18 protein-coding genes and 1 tRNA gene are annotated in these 14,725 nt (G+C 65.1%); 6 read left to right on the forward strand and 13 right to left on the reverse strand.

Features of this window, described 5'->3' with window-relative positions; genetic code table 11:
• Positions 1 to 134: 134 nt before the first annotated feature.
• From leuB to G4Z14_RS07880, 6 genes are all read right to left on the reverse strand, one after another.
• A complete protein-coding gene (gene leuB / locus G4Z14_RS07855) occupies positions 135 to 1,241 on the reverse strand; it encodes a 3-isopropylmalate dehydrogenase (protein ID WP_164624438.1) in 1,107 nt (368 codons plus the stop codon).
• A gap of 82 nt (positions 1,242 to 1,323) precedes the next feature.
• Positions 1,324 to 2,316, reverse strand: a complete 993-nt coding sequence (locus tag G4Z14_RS07860; RefSeq protein WP_407703817.1) for an endonuclease/exonuclease/phosphatase family protein — start codon at positions 2,314 to 2,316, stop codon at positions 1,324 to 1,326.
• 50 nt (positions 2,317 to 2,366) lie between these two features.
• Entirely contained in the window at positions 2,367 to 3,182 is an 816-nt protein-coding gene (locus G4Z14_RS07865) for a hypothetical protein (protein ID WP_227751592.1), read from the reverse strand.
• A 294-nt stretch (positions 3,183 to 3,476) separates the two neighbouring features.
• Positions 3,477 to 4,082, reverse strand: coding sequence for a 3-isopropylmalate dehydratase small subunit (gene leuD, locus G4Z14_RS07870; RefSeq protein ID WP_164624442.1), 606 nt, complete (start codon positions 4,080 to 4,082; stop codon positions 3,477 to 3,479).
• Positions 4,083 to 4,093: 11 nt separating this feature from the next.
• Positions 4,094 to 5,512 (reverse strand): 3-isopropylmalate dehydratase large subunit, encoded by a 1,419-nt coding sequence (leuC, locus tag G4Z14_RS07875; RefSeq protein ID WP_164624444.1) that lies wholly within the window; start codon positions 5,510 to 5,512, stop codon positions 4,094 to 4,096.
• 205 nt (positions 5,513 to 5,717) lie between these two features.
• A complete protein-coding gene (locus tag G4Z14_RS07880) occupies positions 5,718 to 5,858 on the reverse strand; it encodes a DUF3563 family protein (RefSeq protein ID WP_164624446.1) in 141 nt (46 codons plus the stop codon).
• A gap of 326 nt (positions 5,859 to 6,184) precedes the next feature.
• On the opposite strand from G4Z14_RS07880, the gene rsfS reads away from it, so the two are divergent.
• Positions 6,185 to 6,499 carry a ribosome silencing factor gene (gene rsfS, locus G4Z14_RS07885; RefSeq protein ID WP_407703818.1) on the forward strand — a complete coding sequence of 105 codons (315 nt, stop codon included), beginning with the start codon at positions 6,185 to 6,187 and terminating at the stop codon, positions 6,497 to 6,499.
• A 3-nt stretch (positions 6,500 to 6,502) separates the two neighbouring features.
• The gene (rlmH, locus tag G4Z14_RS07890) at positions 6,503 to 6,973 is read left to right on the forward strand and encodes a 23S rRNA (pseudouridine(1915)-N(3))-methyltransferase RlmH (RefSeq protein ID WP_164624450.1); all 471 of its coding nucleotides are present in this window, start codon (positions 6,503 to 6,505) and stop codon (positions 6,971 to 6,973) included.
• A gap of 224 nt (positions 6,974 to 7,197) precedes the next feature.
• On the opposite strand, the gene G4Z14_RS07895 is transcribed toward rlmH, so the two are convergent.
• The 3 genes from G4Z14_RS07895 to G4Z14_RS07905 form a co-directional block, all read right to left on the reverse strand.
• Entirely contained in the window at positions 7,198 to 7,830 is a 633-nt protein-coding gene (locus G4Z14_RS07895; protein ID WP_164624452.1) for an FMN-binding negative transcriptional regulator, read from the reverse strand.
• An 80-nt stretch (positions 7,831 to 7,910) separates the two neighbouring features.
• On the reverse strand, positions 7,911 to 8,036 hold the full coding sequence (ykgO, locus tag G4Z14_RS07900; RefSeq protein WP_100196728.1) for a type B 50S ribosomal protein L36: 126 nt from the start codon (positions 8,034 to 8,036) through the stop codon (positions 7,911 to 7,913).
• Positions 8,037 to 8,104: 68 nt separating this feature from the next.
• Positions 8,105 to 8,179 (reverse strand) — tRNA-Val (locus G4Z14_RS07905).
• Between the two features lie 182 nt (positions 8,180 to 8,361).
• On the opposite strand from G4Z14_RS07905, the gene G4Z14_RS07910 reads away from it, so the two are divergent.
• The gene (locus G4Z14_RS07910; protein ID WP_164624454.1) at positions 8,362 to 9,222 is read left to right on the forward strand and encodes an N-formylglutamate amidohydrolase; all 861 of its coding nucleotides are present in this window, start codon (positions 8,362 to 8,364) and stop codon (positions 9,220 to 9,222) included.
• On the opposite strand, the gene G4Z14_RS07915 is transcribed toward G4Z14_RS07910, so the two are convergent.
• Positions 9,223 to 10,476 carry a DNA polymerase IV gene (locus tag G4Z14_RS07915; protein ID WP_164624456.1) on the reverse strand — a complete coding sequence of 418 codons (1,254 nt, stop codon included), beginning with the start codon at positions 10,474 to 10,476 and terminating at the stop codon, positions 9,223 to 9,225.
• 100 nt (positions 10,477 to 10,576) lie between these two features.
• Here G4Z14_RS07915 and G4Z14_RS07920 point away from each other — a divergent pair, with 100 nt between their 5' ends.
• Genes G4Z14_RS07920 through G4Z14_RS07930 form a run of 3 tightly spaced genes read left to right on the forward strand, consistent with a single transcriptional unit; the run spans position 10,577 to position 12,144 of the window.
• Positions 10,577 to 11,458 (forward strand): SPFH domain-containing protein, encoded by an 882-nt coding sequence (locus tag G4Z14_RS07920; RefSeq protein WP_164624458.1) that lies wholly within the window; start codon positions 10,577 to 10,579, stop codon positions 11,456 to 11,458.
• Between the two features lies 1 nt (position 11,459).
• On the forward strand, positions 11,460 to 11,726 hold the full coding sequence (locus G4Z14_RS07925) for an NfeD family protein (protein ID WP_164624460.1): 267 nt from the start codon (positions 11,460 to 11,462) through the stop codon (positions 11,724 to 11,726).
• Entirely contained in the window at positions 11,719 to 12,144 is a 426-nt protein-coding gene (locus G4Z14_RS07930; RefSeq protein WP_164624462.1) for an NUDIX hydrolase, read from the forward strand. The genes G4Z14_RS07925 and G4Z14_RS07930 overlap by 8 nt, the downstream gene beginning before the upstream one ends.
• 2 nt (positions 12,145 to 12,146) lie before the next feature.
• Here the strand turns inward: G4Z14_RS07930 and G4Z14_RS07935 are convergent, their stop codons facing one another.
• From G4Z14_RS07935 to G4Z14_RS07945, 3 genes are read right to left on the reverse strand one after another with little or no spacing between them, the layout of a single operon-like run.
• Entirely contained in the window at positions 12,147 to 12,878 is a 732-nt protein-coding gene (locus tag G4Z14_RS07935; RefSeq protein WP_164624464.1) for an SDR family NAD(P)-dependent oxidoreductase, read from the reverse strand.
• On the reverse strand, positions 12,875 to 13,603 hold the full coding sequence (locus tag G4Z14_RS07940) for an SDR family NAD(P)-dependent oxidoreductase (protein ID WP_164624466.1): 729 nt from the start codon (positions 13,601 to 13,603) through the stop codon (positions 12,875 to 12,877). The genes G4Z14_RS07935 and G4Z14_RS07940 overlap by 4 nt, the downstream gene beginning before the upstream one ends.
• A gap of 12 nt (positions 13,604 to 13,615) precedes the next feature.
• Positions 13,616 to 14,722 carry a mandelate racemase/muconate lactonizing enzyme family protein gene (locus G4Z14_RS07945; RefSeq protein ID WP_164624468.1) on the reverse strand — a complete coding sequence of 369 codons (1,107 nt, stop codon included), beginning with the start codon at positions 14,720 to 14,722 and terminating at the stop codon, positions 13,616 to 13,618.
• Positions 14,723 to 14,725 lie beyond the last annotated feature (3 nt).

Genomic DNA, 14,725 nt, shown 5'->3' on the forward strand with positions numbered 1-14,725 from the left:
TGGGCAAGTCGGCAAGAATTAACAGCCCCGCCGCAATGATGTTGGCCAGAGCGAAAGCGGCGCCGCGCCGACGGGCAGGGACCGAGGCGTTGCCCTTGAGCGGGAAACGGCCCCCGCAACGGGGGCCGAAGATCTTACAGGCTGGCGTCCAGCGCGGCGATGATCGCATCGCCCATCGCCGAGGTCGACACCGGGGTGCCGCCTTCGGGACCCATCAGGTCGGCGGTGCGCACGCCGTCGGCCAGCACCTTTTCCACCGCCTTCTCGACGCGGGTCGCCTCGTCGCCCATGCTGAACGAATAGCGCAGCGCCATGGCGAAGGACAGGATGCAGGCGATCGGGTTGGCCTTGCCCTGACCGGCAATGTCCGGGGCCGAACCGTGGACCGGCTCATACAGCGCCTTCGGGCGGCCATTGGCCATCGGGCTGCCAAGCGAGGCCGAGGGCAGCATGCCGAGCGAGCCGGTCAGCATCGCCGCCATGTCCGACAGCACGTCGCCAAAGAGGTTGTCGGTGACGATCACATCGAACTGCTTGGGCCAGCGACAGAGTTGCATCGCGCCGTTGTCGGCATACATGTGGGTCAGGGCGACATCCGGGTATTCCCGGTCATGCACTTCCTGCACCACTTCGCGCCACAGGATGCCCGATTCCATCACATTGGCCTTCTCCATCGAGCAGACCTTGTTGCCCCGCTTGCGGGCCAGCTCGAACGCCGACCGCGCCACGCGGGCAATCTCGGATTCGGTATAGCGCTGGGTGTTGATGCCGACGCGCTCATTGCCTTCCTTGAAGATGCCGCGCGGCTCGCCGAAATAGACGCCCGAGGTCAGCTCGCGCACGATCACGATGTCCAGCCCCGCGACCACGTCCTTTTTCAGCGACGAGAAATCGGCCAGCGCGTCAAAGCACTGGGCCGGGCGCAGGTTGGAAAACAGGTCCATCTCCTTGCGCAGGCGCAGAAGGCCGCGCTCGGGCTTCACCGAGAAATCCAGCACGTCGTATTTCGGCCCGCCCACGGCGCCCAAGAGAACCGCGTCGACTTGCTGCGCGCGTGCCATGGTGTCGTCGTGCAAGGGTGTGCCGTGCTTGTCATAGGCGCAACCACCGACGAGGTCTTCACTGACGTCGAACTGGACGCCGCGTTTGGCCCCCATCCAGCCGATGATCTTTTTCACTTCGGCCATGACTTCGGGGCCGATGCCGTCGCCGGCGAGGATAAGAAGGGAGGGGTTGGCCATCGGGCGCTCCTGCTGAAATGGGTCGCGGTTGGCCTAGCCAAAGGGGCGCGCGGGGTCAAGCAGGCAAGGGCGCAGCGGGGCCTCAGGGCAGGCGCAGATCGACCCAGACCGGGCGGTGCCGGGAGGCGGTGGCAAGCGTCCTTGCCATCTCGTCCTCTTCTGGCGGCCCCAGCACCCCCGCTGCCGCCACCGGCAGATCGGCCGAGGGCAGGATCACCTCCACCCGCAGGCCGCCGAGATCGTCATAAAGCGCGGTATCCAGCGCCGGATCGCCCTGTTGCCCCGGATCTTCCCGACCAGACTGGCCGCGTGGTGCCGGGTCCTGCAGGGCTGGATGGGAAAGAAGCGCGCGCAGGGCCTCTGGCCTGCCACCGCCATCTTCCGGGTCAAGACTGGTTTGTCCCAGAATCACGAACGGCGGCTCGGGCGGGGCAAGCGGCAGATCGCCCGCCAGAAGCCGCAGCCAGAAGGCCGCCTCGTCATGGTTGCGGCGGCCATTGCGATCCTCTGGCCCGTCGAATGCGGGCGGGGAGGCGTAAAAGGCCAGAAGCCGCAGGGTCCGGCCATCGGGCAAAAGCACCGGCACCTCATGCGCGCCGGTGGTGTGCAACCGCTGGACGTCGCGGGCCGGGTCGGTGTCGGGCATCAGATTGCCCTGCAGATCGGCCCAGAGATAGGTCGAGAAATCCCGCCCATCCGCGCCCAGAGGCAGACGGGACAGAACCGCCATCCCGCCTTCACCCGGAAAGCGGCCCCACCCCTGCGCATCGCGGGCCTCGCCCAACTGGCCGTTGCCGTCCAGGTCGCGGCCGGTCGGCACCCCGGTATTCGGACGCAGGGCGATGCGGTGCGGATAGGAAAGCCCCGCCGCCTCAAGCCTGTCCGCCAGCGCGCCCAAGGCCTCTCCGCCCAGATCGAAGTCGATGCCGGTCAGCAGCAGCACATCCGCATCCAGCGCGGTGATCGCCTCGACCACGGCAGCGCGCTGCGCAGGAAGCTCCTTCTTGCGCAGGTCAAACAGCAAAAGCCCCGGACCGGGGGCGGAAAGATCGGCATTGTAGGTGGCAATCCGCAGCGTTTCGGCCGACGCGCCCAGCGCCCAGAGGCCCGCGGCGAAAGCGGCAATCAGGCCGCGGCAAGCCCGTCGCGCGCGCCCTGCAGCGCGCGGTTGGCATTGCGGCGTTCCTGAATCATGTCGGCGACCCGTCCCATGGCAATGCCGCGCATGAACAAGCTTGCAGGTAGAAAGGCCCATGCCGTCATCGTCCAGATCAGGGTTTGCGAATTTGCCGCGGACAGCGGCTCAAAGCTGGTGGAGGAGATCATCACCACGGCGGGGGTCAGGAAGGGCAACAGGAACCCAAGGGCAATGTTGATGCGCGCATCGCGTTGCAGGCGCACCACGACATCGCCGCCTGCTGTCGGATCAAACGTCGGCAGGTTGACCCAGACATTGAAGGTCCGGCCCCGCGACGGCCAGTTGCCCGACTTCAGCGCAACGACAAAGACCGACAGCGACACCAGCGAGATCAGATAGGCCATCCCCGCAGCAGTGCGCACTTCGGCAATCTCTTGTGCCGATGCCCCATCGGACATCATCAGCGTGGCCAGACGCACCGGGCTATAGGCGAAATCCATCGAGGCGCCGACCACCATGCCCACGGCGCTGGTGAATTCGGTAAAGGAGGTCGGCGCAACCTTGCCGCGTTCGATGGTCGACAGGAAGAACACGATGGCAAACAGCATCAGGAAACGGATGCGGTTGAACGGCGGCGCATCGCGGAATTCGACAAGGCTCGGGTAGGTGGAGTTGTATTCGACAAAGGTCAGCAGGCCCAGGAACAGCGCCACAAGCGCCACCATCTGCTTGGTGTCAGAGGTCACGTCCAGAAGCAGCATGGAGGGTGTTGCCACCACAACCATTACCAAGACTGCACGCATGAGCGCACTTGTCAGTTGCGATACCACTGCCTTGCCATCCTCAACCCGATCGAGGCTGGTACTGTGCCAGCCCCTTGTCCCGGAATTGCCCCGCACTTTGTGGCGGATTGCCTCAATCTTGCCCAATTTGTGCCTTCTTTCGACGAATCCCGCAATCGGATGATTCATCTTGCGCCCACAGTTTGGCGATTTCGCGGTCGGGGTGTCGCCGGAATGCATCAAACTTGCGGTCGAAAAAAGGCCGCCCTGATTGTTTCCAATCGGGCGGCGCAAGATATTGTGGTTATTGGCTTATCAAGCCCAAGGACGCAGGGCGGCGTTCTTGGCCTCGAAGCTGTCAATTGCGGCGGCCTTCTCAAGCGTCAGGCCGATATCGTCCAGACCGTTCATCAGGCAGTGCTTGCGGTGCGGGTCCACGGCAAATCCGAAGGACAGCCCGTCCGAGGTGGTGACGGTCTGGGCGTCCAGATCAACCGTGATCCGCGCATTGGCGCCCTTGCGGGCATCGGCCATCAGCACATCCACCTGATCCTGCGGCAGCACGATCGGCAGGATGCCGTTCTTGAAGCAGTTGTTGAAGAAGATGTCGGCAAAGCTGGTGGAGATCACGCAGCGGATGCCGAAATCCAGAAGCGCCCAGGGCGCATGCTCTCGCGACGAACCGCAGCCGAAATTGTCGCCCGCCACAAGGATTTCCGCCTTGCGATAGGCCGGCTGGTTCAGCACGAAATCGGCCACTTCGTTGCCGTCGCGGTCAAAGCGCATCTCATCGAACAGGTTCTTGCCCAGGCCCGAGCGCTGAATGGTCTTCAGGAACTGCTTGGGGATGATCATGTCGGTGTCGATGTTGACCAGCGGCATCGGCGCGGCAATGCCGGTCAGGGTGGTGAATTTTTCCATGTTTCGGTTCCTTACACCTTTTCGCCCATCATCTCGCGCACGTCGGTCAGATGACCGGTGATCGCGGCGGCGGCGGCCATGGCCGGGCTCATCAGATGGGTGCGGCCCTTGTAGCCCTGACGCCCCTCAAAGTTGCGGTTCGAGGTGGAGGCGCAGCGTTCGCCCGGCGCCAGCTGGTCGGGGTTCATCGCAAGGCACATCGAGCAGCCGGCCAGACGCCATTCAAACCCGGCGTCGATGAAGATCTGCGCCAGACCTTCTTCCTCGGCCTGCGCGCGGACCAGACCGGAACCCGGCACCACCATGGCGCGCAGCCCGGCCTTGATCTTCTTGCCCTTCAGCACGGCCGCAGCCGCACGCAGGTCCTCGATCCGGCCATTGGTGCACGAGCCGATGAACACGGTGTCGATCTGGATGTCGGTCAGCTTCTGACCGGCCGTCAGGCCCATGTAGTCGATCGAGCGGGCCGCAGCCTCGACCTTGCCGCCGGTGAAATCCGAAGGCGCCGGCACGACACCGGTGATCGGCAGCACGTCCTCGGGGCTGGTACCCCAGGTCACGACCGGGGCGATATCTTCGCCCTTGATCGTCACCACCTTGTCGAAATGCGCGCCTTCATCGGTAAACAAGGTCTTCCAATAGGCCAGCGCGGCCTCCCACTTTGCGCCTTTCGGGGCATGCGGGCGGCCCATGCAATAGGCGAAGGTCTTTTCATCCGGCGCAATCAGGCCGGCGCGAGCGCCGCCTTCGATCGCCATGTTGCAGACCGTCATCCGGCCTTCCATCGACAGCTCGCGGATCGCCTGACCGCAATATTCGATGACATAGCCGGTGCCGCCCGCCGTGCCGGTTTCGCCGATCACCGACAGCGTGATGTCCTTGGCGGTGACGCCGGGGCGCAGGCTGCCGGTGATTTCCACCTTCATGTTCTTGCCCTTGCGCTGGATCAGCGTCTGGGTGGCCAGCACATGCTCCACTTCCGAGGTGCCGATGCCATGCGCCAGCGCGCCGAACGCGCCATGCGTCGCGGTGTGGCTGTCGCCGCAAACCACGGTCATGCCCGGCAGGGTCCAGCCCTGTTCGGGGCCGACGATATGCACGATGCCCTGCCGCACATCGGAGACCGGGTAATAGTTGATGCCGAAATCCTTGGCGTTCTTGTCGAGCGCCGCGACCTGAATCCGGCTGTCCTCGGTCATGGTCGAGGCATTGGCGCGGTCCAGCGTGGTGGGCACGTTGTGATCCGGCACCGCGATGGTCTTTTCTGGCGCGCGCACCTTGCGGCCGGTCATCCGCAACCCTTCAAAGGCCTGCGGGCTGGTGACTTCGTGCACCAGATGGCGGTCGATGTAGAGCAGGCAGGTGCCATCTTCGGCCTGATGGACGACGTGATCGTCCCAGATCTTGTCATAGAGTGTACGCGGAGCCATGGCTCATCCTTTTTGGAGTTGGCTGTGATGGAGAACGGGCAAAGCGGGCGCGTCGGCGCCGGTTTACCGAAGTCGTGCCAGAACAGACCGATCCAATGCGGTGAAACGCCAAGGCAGGCGTTCGTGATCGGCCATGTCGAAAAAGCGGGTCATGGGGGCGTTCTATACGCCCGAATCCCCGGCCGATCAATCGCTATGCTGGGTGTCAGTAGCCTGCGAACTTGCCCAGATCGACTTCGCGCTCGCGGCGCTCGAGGTCGTAAAGGCTGACGGATTGCGCCAGATAGGCAAGTTCGGCCTCGCGGCGGGACTGGCGGCGCGGAAAGAAGGTGCGAAGGAAGGTCATGTGCGTGTCTCCTGATGCTCTCCCTCGCCCCCAGAGATGCTGCACCGCGGCATCCATGTGAAGGCCCAGCGCCGCAAAGGCGGCATGACGAGAGCGCATGGCTTGCAGTTTCACCCGGCAGCCTGTATCCGCGCGCACTTGCCGCCGTTGAGAAACCCGATTCCCGGTGTTACTCTGGGGCATGGCCCGGTGCCGGGGATGTCAGGCACGCCGCATGGAGGACCATGGTCCTGTCACATTCTGACCCGTCGACCGGATTGCCGGTCGGACCGCGCGCAGACCGCATGGCTGCCCCGGACTACACTTCCGAACAGATTCTGGCCGCTGTGCTGGCGTCAGTGGACGACGACAAGGCCGAGGACATCGTGCAGATCGACCTGCGCGGCCGGTCCGACGTGGCCGATTACATGGTGATCTGCTCGGGCCGGTCCTCGCGTCAGGTGGCGGCGATTTCGGAAAAGCTGGCCGAGCGGCTGAAGGACGCCTTCCGCATCGTGGTCAAGATGGAAGGCAAGGAAACCGGCGACTGGGTGCTGATCGATTCGGGCGATGTCATCGTCCATGTCTTCCGCCCCGAGGTCCGCGACTTCTACCAGCTTGAAAAGATGTGGATGCCGGGCAGCGCCCATCGCGGGGCCTGATCCTTGCGGGTGCATCTGTGCGCCGTGGGCCGGCTGCGGTCCGGCCCCGAGCGCGAGCTGATCGCCGATTACGTCCAGCGTTTCGACCGCACCGGGCGGCCCCTTGGTCTGGGTCCGCTGGTCGAGCATGAGGTCGAGAACAAGAAGAACGCCGGCATGGGGGCTGAGGCCGATTTGCTGGCCCGCGCCGTGCCGGCGGGTGCGGTGCTGGTGACGCTGGACGAACGCGGCAAGTTGCTGACCAGCCCCGAGTTCGCGGCGCAGCTTGCGCGCTGGCGCGACGGCGGGCGGCAGGACGTGGCCTTTGTCATCGGCGGGGCGGACGGGATTGATCCATCCTTGCGCGCGAAAGCCGACTTCCCGATGTCCTTCGGCGCGATGGTCTGGCCGCATATGCTGGTGCGCGTCATGCTGGCCGAACAGCTTTACCGCGCGGCCAATATCCTGTCTGGCGGGCCCTATCACCGGGCCTGAGGTTCGGGTGATCGCGCCGACCGCCATGGCCGAGGCTACCGCCGAGGCCAAGCAGCACATCAGCCCCATTTCCGCCGGAGGCCAGAAGCCTCCGGCGGGCGCCGGCCTCCGTCTGTTCTGGTGGAGCCGGTCCTGCGGGACGGGGATTTCTGCGGGCGGGGAAAAGCGGTGCTTTTCCTTGCCCGCCCGATCTGGCCTTGGGTCAACTGGGTTTTTGCCCCCCGTCAGCCAGAGACCCGTCGCATCAGCGCCGCAAGTTCGGCCCGCGGGCTGGCCTCGGCCCAGCCTTCCAGCCCCGCCGCCGCGCCGGCGCGCTGGTCGGGCGTCTTGTTCTGGCCCAGCTTCCAGGTGCCGTCCACGGCTTCAATGACCAGCCGGTAGGGCAGGATCATCCGCAGCATCCGCTCCATCACCCCGTCCGACATCTTGCTGCTGACCCAGGGCTTCTTGGGCAGAAGCCGGGCCTCGAACAGGGCCGACAGGTCGTCGACCATCGGGCGCAGGGCCTCAAGCGGCAACGGCTCCAGCCGCCCGCGCAGATGCACGGCGACATAGTTCCACGTCGGCACCTGATCGGCCGACCCGTACCAATCGGGCGAGATATAGCTTTCCGGCCCCGTCACCGCGATCACCGCCGGCGCGGGCAGGGCAGAACGGGCAATCGCGTTCGACCGGGCGAGATGCACCAAAGCACACAGCCCGCCGGTTTCCGTCACCAGAAACGGCACATGCGCCAGAAGCGGCCCCGATTCACCCGCCGCCTCCCCGTTCACGCACAGCGTGCCAAAGCCGCGCGCTCGAGCAAAGGCCAGACTGTCTTCGGCGGGCACCTGACGGAAGGCAGGGTTGGGATGCATGGCGCGAACCTTTCGGGACAAATGAAAAAGCCGCCCCGGGTTTCCCCTCGGCGGCCCTGTCATGCTTGCTGGCGCAACACTCAGCCCTGACGGGCCTTGTAGCGCTTTTGCGTCTTGTTGATCACATAGACGCGGCCTTTGCGGCGCACGATCTGGCAATCGCGGTGACGCGTCTTCAGCGAGCGGAGCGAGTTCGCAACTTTCATCGGCCTTCTCCTCTACGCGGCGCGTCTGCGCCGATTGAAAACAACGTGCCCCACAAGGGGGCGGTGAATGGTGGGCGGTACTGGGATCGAACCAGTGGCCACTACGATGTCAACGTAGTGCTCTACCGCTGAGCTAACCGCCCACGTTCCAGCCTGATTCCACCCGTCCCCAAAGAAAAGGACGCGGGCGGAACCGCGTCGGATGGGGGGGCTATAAACAGAGTCGCCGGCACGTTCAAGGGGGTATCGACAGGATATGGGCTACCTTTCCGTGCAGTTTTGCCCTTATATCAACAGCGTGAGCAACTGGCGCGTGATTTGACCGATGACCGCAGGGGTTTTTCGTCTTCACCAACCCGCCCGGCAGGAAACGCCGGTCATCTTCGCCTCTCCCCATAGCGGAGCGGCCTACCACCCCGATTTTCTGGCACAATCCGTGCTGGATGCCCGGCAAATCCGCTCGTCCGAGGATGCATTCGTTGACCGCCTGCTGGCCGATGCCCCGTCTCATGGCGCGGCCCTGCTGGTGGCCGAGGTGCCGCGCGCCTATCTTGACCTGAACCGCGCCCCGGACGAACTGGATCCGGCGGTGATCGAAGGCATCAGCCGCGCGCCGCACAACCCGCGCGTCTCCTCGGGGCTTGGGGTGATTCCCCGCGTGGTTTCGGGCGGGCGGTCGATCTATCGCGGCAAGCTGAGCCGCGCCGAGGCCGAAACCCGCATCACCGGATTCTGGCATCCCTATCACCGCGCGCTGCGCGATCTGGTGGAGGCCACCCACTCCCGTTTTGGCCAGGCCATCCTGATCGACTGCCATTCCATGCCCCACGAGGCGCTGGAACATCACAGCCGCCCCGGTGTTGATCTGCCCGATGTGGTTCTGGGTGATCGCTTTGGCGCGGCCTCGGCGCCCTGGGTGATGACCGCCGTTGAGGCCGCCTTTCAGGCCGAAGGCTTTCGCGTGTCGCGCAACACCCCCTTTGCCGGGGCCTTCATCGCGCAAAGCTATGGCCGCCCCTCGGCGGGCCGCCATGTCGTGCAGGTCGAGATCGACCGCTCGCTTTACATGGACGAAGACGCCATTGCCCCCCTGCCGCAATTCGACGCCTTTTCCGCGCGCATGGGGCAGGTGGTGCGGCGCCTGTCGGGGATCGGACGGCAGGACATACCGCTGGCCGCCGAATAGTCAGCGCAAGGACCGCCCCTTTACAATCGCATCATGCCCGAACCTAGCCCGGATGGCATCGGTCGCCCGCTCGGCCTTGGCCCGCTTCGCGGCGTCCGGGTCCAGCAGATCGCCGGAAAGATCGGCCTGTTCTTCCGGCGCCAGATCGGCAATCCCGACGCCGATCAGCCGGAACGGCCCGCGCCCCGCCTCGAGCCGGAACATCTCGACGGCGGCGCGATAGATGCGGTCGGTCAGCTGCGTCGGATCAGACAGCGCGTGCCGCCGCGAGAGCAACTGGAAGTCGCCCTTCTTCAGCTTCAACGTCACTGTTCGCCCACTTAGAGCCTTTGCCTTGGCGCGATCTGCCACTTGCTCTGCCAATCTCCAAAGATGGCCGTCAAGAATATCCGGGTCGGACGTGTCTTCGAAAAACGTCGTCTCCTTCGAGATGGATTTCAGCTTTTCATCGCGGTTGACCCGGCGATGATCCTCGCCCCGCGCCAGATGCCAAAGCCGTTCCCCCATGGATCCGAAGCGCGCCACCAGATCGGCGCGGTCCCAGCGCAAGAGATCGGCAATCGAGCGGATGCCTGCCTTTTCCAGCGCGCCCTGCGTCGCCGTCCCCACGCCCCAGATGATCCGCACCGGCCTTGGCCGCAGAAAATCCGCCGTTTCCGCCCGTCCGATCACCGAAAACCCCCGAGGCTTATCAAGATCGGAGGCGATTTTCGCCAGAAACTTGTTGTGCGACAGCCCGATGGAGCCGGACAGGCCCAGTTCCGTCTCCATCCGCCGGACCAGCCGCGCCAGCGTCACGGCCGGCGGGGCGCCGTGCAACCGGTCGGTTCCGGTCAGGTCAAGAAACGCTTCATCCAGCGACAGGGGTTCGATGGCGGGCGTCAGCTCTTCCATCATCGCCCGGATCGCCCGGCTGACTTGCACATAGACCTGCATCCGCGGCTTCACCACCACCGCCTGCGGGCAAAGTTTCAGCGCCTGAAACATCGGCATGGCCGAGCGCACACCATGGATGCGCGCCAGATAGCAGCAGGTCGAGACAACGCCCCTCTGCCCGCCGCCGACGATCACAGGAACGTCTCTAAGTGCCGGATTGTCACGTTTTTCGACGCTGGCATAAAACGCGTCACAATCCATATGGGCGATGGAGAGGCTGCTCAACTCTGCATGCGCAAGGACACGCGGGCTGCGACAGGCGGGGCAGCGCGGTCCGGTCTCGAACGGGGTCAGGCAATCGCGGCAAAGGCTGGGCATGGCGAATTATCCGCGCCTTCCGGCCCGCTGTCCATGCCGGTTTCCCTTGCGCGCCGCCCCCTTCCCGCTCATCCTGACGGCAAATTTAGGGGAGGCCGAAATGAATTTCCAACAGATTGCCGGCAGCGGTGCGGTTTACCTCGCCATCGCGCTGTTCATCATTGTCGCGATTTTCAAGGCGGTGCGCATCGTGCCGCAATCGGAGAAATTCGTCGTCGAGCGTTTCGGCCGCCTCCGCGCCGTTCTGGGGCCGGGGATCAACTTTACCGTGCCCTTCCTGGACCGCGTGGCGCACAAGGTTTCCATTCTTGAACGTCAGCTGCCCAATGCCCGGCAGGATGCCATCACCGCCGACAACGTGCTGTTGCAGGTGGAAACCAGCGTGTTCTACCGGGTGACCGAGCCGGAAAAGACCGTCTACCGCATCCGCGATGTCGATGCCGCCATTGCCACCACGGTTGCGGGCATCGTCCGGTCGGAGATCGGCAAGCTGGAACTGGATCAGGTGCAGTCGAACCGCGCGCAACTGATCGACCGCGTGCGCGAACATGTGAAGGCCATGGTCGATGACTGGGGCGTCGAGGTGACACGCGCCGAGATCCTTGACGTCGCGTTGGATGAAGCCACCCGCCACGCCATGCTGCAGCAGTTGAACGCCGAACGCGCCCGCCGCGCACAGGTGATGGAAGCCGAGGGCAAGAAGCGCGCCGTCGAGCTGGCCTCGGATGCCGACCTTTACGCCGCCGAGCAACAGGCCAAGGCCCGCCGCATCACCGCCGATGCTGAAGCCTATGCCACCGGCGTCATTGCCGGGGCGATCAAGGAGAACGGGCTGGAGGCAGCGCAGTTTCAGGTGGCACTCAAGCAGGTGGAGGCCTTGCAGGCGGTGGCCTCGGGTCAGGGCAAGCAGACCATTCTGGTGCCGGCCAATGCGCTTGAGGCCTTTGGCGACGCTTTCAAGATGCTGAAAGGGCGCGGGTAAGATGTGGAATGTCTGGTGGGTCTGGATCGTGGCGGGCTTCGCGCTGGGGGTGCTGGAAATCCTTGCGCCCGGCTACATCTTCCTTGGCTTTGCCATGGGGGCGCTGCTGACCGGGGTGCTTCTGGGTTTTGGCGTGTTGGGCGGCTCGTTGCCCTTGCTGCTCATGGTCTTTGCCGTCCTGTCACTGATCACCTGGCTCATCCTGCGCCGGGTTGTCGGGGTGACGAAGGGGCAGGCGAAGATCTGGCACAAGGACATCAATGACTGACGTCATCGGCGCCAAGGCGGCGCTTCTGTGCGGCGGCACCATCCTGACCTATCTGCGCGACGACAAGCCCGGCCTGCCGTGGCCCGGCCATTGGGATCTGCCCGGCGGCGGTCTGGAAACGTCAGAAACCGCCGAACAGGGACTGTTTCGCGAGGTCCACGAAGAATTCGGCCTGCACCTGTCGTCGTCGCATCTGGTCTGGCGCGCGACCTTTCCGACCCTGCACACACCGGGCAAGATGGCGGCCTTTTTCGTCGGTCACCTTGCCCCGCAGGATGTCGCCGCCATCCGGTTTGGCAGCGAGGGTCAGTTCTGGCGCATGATGCCGCTTGCCGAATGGCTGACGCTCGACCGGGCGGTTCCCGACCTGCAACGCCGTACCGCGCTTGCGCTGCAAGCATTGGGGCTGGCGCCCTGAGGTCAGGGCAGGCTGAGCTTGGCCATCCGCCCGCCGTCCACCGTCCAGACCTGCCCGGTGACAAAGCCCGCCTCCTCCGAGGCCAGCCATGCCACCAGTGCCGCGACTTCCTCGGGCTTGCCGGTGCGCCCGACCGGGTGAATGCGGCCGATGTTGGCGCGGAAGGCGGCCGGATCGGGCATGGCCTCGACGAAGGCTTCGTTCAGCTCGGTGTCGATCCAGCCCGGCGCGACCGCATTGCAGCGCACGCTGGTCGATTCGTCCACCGCCACGGCGCGCGTCAACCCGTGCAGGCCGGCCTTGGACGCTGAGTAGGCCGCGTGGGCCGGGTTCGACCCCAGCCCCTCGATCGAGCCGATGTTGACGATGGCGCCCTTTGCGGCGCGCAGATGCGGCATGGCCGCCTTGATGAACAGGAACGGGGCCGTCAGGTTCACCCGGATATTCCGCTCCCAATCGGCAAGGCTCATGTCCTCGACGCGGGCTTCCTGCATCATGCCCGCGTTGTTGACCAGCACATCCAGACGGCCGGCGCGGGCGACTACCTCAGCCACCACCTTTTCCGGGCTGGCGGTGTCGGTGAAGTCGGCCTCAATGCCTGCAAACTCGGCATCCGGCCCCCGCTGGGCGGTGAACACCCGCGCGCCTTCTGATGCCAGACGCCGGGCAATCGCTTGCCCGATGCCAGACCGCCCGCCGGTCACAAGGGCGGTTTCCCCAGCAAAACGGCTCATTTGACAGGCTTCCCGCCGTTCACCTCGACCACCGTGCCGACCATGTAGCGCGCGGCGTCCGAGGCGAGGAACAGGATGACATCGGCGATATCCTCGGGTTCGGCAATCCGGCCCAAGGGCACCGTCTTGCCCAGTTCCGCCACGGCGGTATCCGGGTCAAAGCCGCGCTTGGCAAAGCCGGTGCGCAGCATCGGCGTGTTCACCTCGTTCGGTGCAACCGCGTTGATGCGAATACCCTTGTCGGCATGATCCATGCCCATGCACTGCGTCAGCGAGGCAATCGCCGCCTTGGTCATGCAGTAAACCGCATGGCCGGGACCAGGGCGCAGCCCCCAGCAGGAGGCGACGTTGACGATGGCCGATCCGGGCGGCAGAAGCGGAATGGCGGCGCGGCAGATGCGGAACGGCGCCTGCACGTTCACCCCGACCGAGAGGTCCCAGTCGGCATCGGTGGTCTCGTCCACCTTGCCGCGCGTGATGACGCCGGCGTTATTGACGACGATGTCCAGCCCGCCAAGCGCCGCCTTTGCCGCCGCCGGCAGGCCATCGGCATAGGCCGCTTCCAGAAGATTGCCCGGCAGATGGGCTTCCGCCTCAATCCCCGAGACATCGCGGTCCGCCACCGCGACCTGCGCGCCGCGCGCCCGCAGTGCGCGCACCACCGCGGCACCGATGCCGCCCGCGGCCCCAGTGACCAGCGCCTTCTTTCCCTTCAGATCGCTCATCTTCTCTTACCCTCAGCCGAATGACAGAACCGGATTGCCGAAAATCCCCTCGTCGGGCACCACGCCCAGACCGGGGCCGGCGGGCAGCCTGATGTGCCCGCCCTCGATCTTCACGCCGTTGCGGCTGTCGTAATTGCCCTCGATATAGGGTTGCGCCAGCCAGGCGCCTTCCATGAGCCGCGGATGCACGGTTGCCCCGACATGAGTGCAGGCGGCCGCAATGATGTCACCGCCCCAACTGTCGTCGCAGGTGTGCGGCAGGTTGCGCACGGCGCAGATGTCACGGAAGATCCGCATCGGGTGCAAACCGCCGATACGCGTCACCTTCATGCCAAAGCCATCCACCAGCCCGGTGCCGACGGCAGAGATCACGGTGTTCAGGTTGACGCTGTTTTCGTCCATGTAGATGCCGTGGCGAACCTGCGGGCGGATCTTCTGCAGATCCTCGACCGTGTTGCAGGGCTGCTCCATGATGAAGGGGATGTCGGAGCATTCGCGGCTGAGCGTCAGCGCATCGCGGGTGATCAGGCTGCGGTTGCCGTCCACCGCCATGCGTACGCCTGTACCGCGGATTGCTTCCCAGACCTTGCGGACGGTTTCGATGTCGATCTCCACCGGGCGGCCGCCGACCTTGATCTGCAGGCGCGGATAGCCCTCGGCGGCCTTTTCGGCAGCGATGCGGGCGGTCTCGTCGGGGCTGCCGACGATGGTGGAATAATAGGAGGGCACCCGGTCGGTCAGCGCCCCGCCCAGCAGTGTTGCGACCGAAACACCAAGGGCGCGCGCCATGAGGTCATGGGCGGCAATGTCGATGGCGGCCTTGGCATAGTTATGGCCGTTCAGAAGCGCGTCCATCCGGGCGTGCAGCAGGACCGGGGCGACCTCGGCCCCGATCAGGCCGGGCGCCATCGCCTGCAAGGCGGCGCGCGCGCCACCCACATGCATTTCGGCATAGGTCGAGCCGACTGGGCAGGTTTCGCCCCAGCCGACATGTCCGGTATCCGAGACAAGCTTCACCAGCGTCGTCGGCAGGGTCCAGACCTCGGTCATCGCCATGCGGTAGGGGCCGTTCTTGACCGGCAGGTCATGGGCGTAGATGTGGACTTCGGTGATCTTCATGAA

It is taken from the genome of Tabrizicola oligotrophica (assembly GCF_011008935.1).
In the GTDB taxonomy this organism is placed as follows: domain Bacteria; phylum Pseudomonadota; class Alphaproteobacteria; order Rhodobacterales; family Rhodobacteraceae; genus Tabrizicola_A; species Tabrizicola_A oligotrophica.

What these genes read in the sequence shown, in the direction of transcription:
- leuB (WP_164624438.1), bottom strand. Translation starts at nt 1,241, where the DNA reads ATGGCCAACCCCTCCCTTCTTATCCTCGCCGGCGACGGCATCGGCCCC.
- G4Z14_RS07865 (WP_227751592.1), bottom strand. Translation starts at nt 3,182, where the DNA reads ATGCGTGCAGTCTTGGTAATGGTTGTGGTGGCAACACCCTCCATGCTG.
- leuD (WP_164624442.1), bottom strand. Translation starts at nt 4,082, where the DNA reads ATGGAAAAATTCACCACCCTGACCGGCATTGCCGCGCCGATGCCGCTG.
- leuC (WP_164624444.1), bottom strand. Translation starts at nt 5,512, where the DNA reads ATGGCTCCGCGTACACTCTATGACAAGATCTGGGACGATCACGTCGTC.
- G4Z14_RS07880 (WP_164624446.1), bottom strand. Translation starts at nt 5,858, where the DNA reads ATGACCTTCCTTCGCACCTTCTTTCCGCGCCGCCAGTCCCGCCGCGAG.
- G4Z14_RS07895 (WP_164624452.1), bottom strand. Translation starts at nt 7,830, where the DNA reads ATGCATCCCAACCCTGCCTTCCGTCAGGTGCCCGCCGAAGACAGTCTG.
- ykgO (WP_100196728.1), bottom strand. Translation starts at nt 8,036, where the DNA reads ATGAAAGTTGCGAACTCGCTCCGCTCGCTGAAGACGCGTCACCGCGAT.
- G4Z14_RS07910 (WP_164624454.1), top strand. Translation starts at nt 8,362, where the DNA reads ATGACCGCAGGGGTTTTTCGTCTTCACCAACCCGCCCGGCAGGAAACG.
- G4Z14_RS07915 (WP_164624456.1), bottom strand. Translation starts at nt 10,476, where the DNA reads ATGCCCAGCCTTTGCCGCGATTGCCTGACCCCGTTCGAGACCGGACCG.
- G4Z14_RS07920 (WP_164624458.1), top strand. Translation starts at nt 10,577, where the DNA reads ATGAATTTCCAACAGATTGCCGGCAGCGGTGCGGTTTACCTCGCCATC.
- G4Z14_RS07925 (WP_164624460.1), top strand. Translation starts at nt 11,460, where the DNA reads ATGTGGAATGTCTGGTGGGTCTGGATCGTGGCGGGCTTCGCGCTGGGG.
- G4Z14_RS07930 (WP_164624462.1), top strand. Translation starts at nt 11,719, where the DNA reads ATGACTGACGTCATCGGCGCCAAGGCGGCGCTTCTGTGCGGCGGCACC.
- G4Z14_RS07935 (WP_164624464.1), bottom strand. Translation starts at nt 12,878, where the DNA reads ATGAGCCGTTTTGCTGGGGAAACCGCCCTTGTGACCGGCGGGCGGTCT.
- G4Z14_RS07940 (WP_164624466.1), bottom strand. Translation starts at nt 13,603, where the DNA reads ATGAGCGATCTGAAGGGAAAGAAGGCGCTGGTCACTGGGGCCGCGGGC.
- G4Z14_RS07945 (WP_164624468.1), bottom strand. Translation starts at nt 14,722, where the DNA reads ATGAAGATCACCGAAGTCCACATCTACGCCCATGACCTGCCGGTCAAG.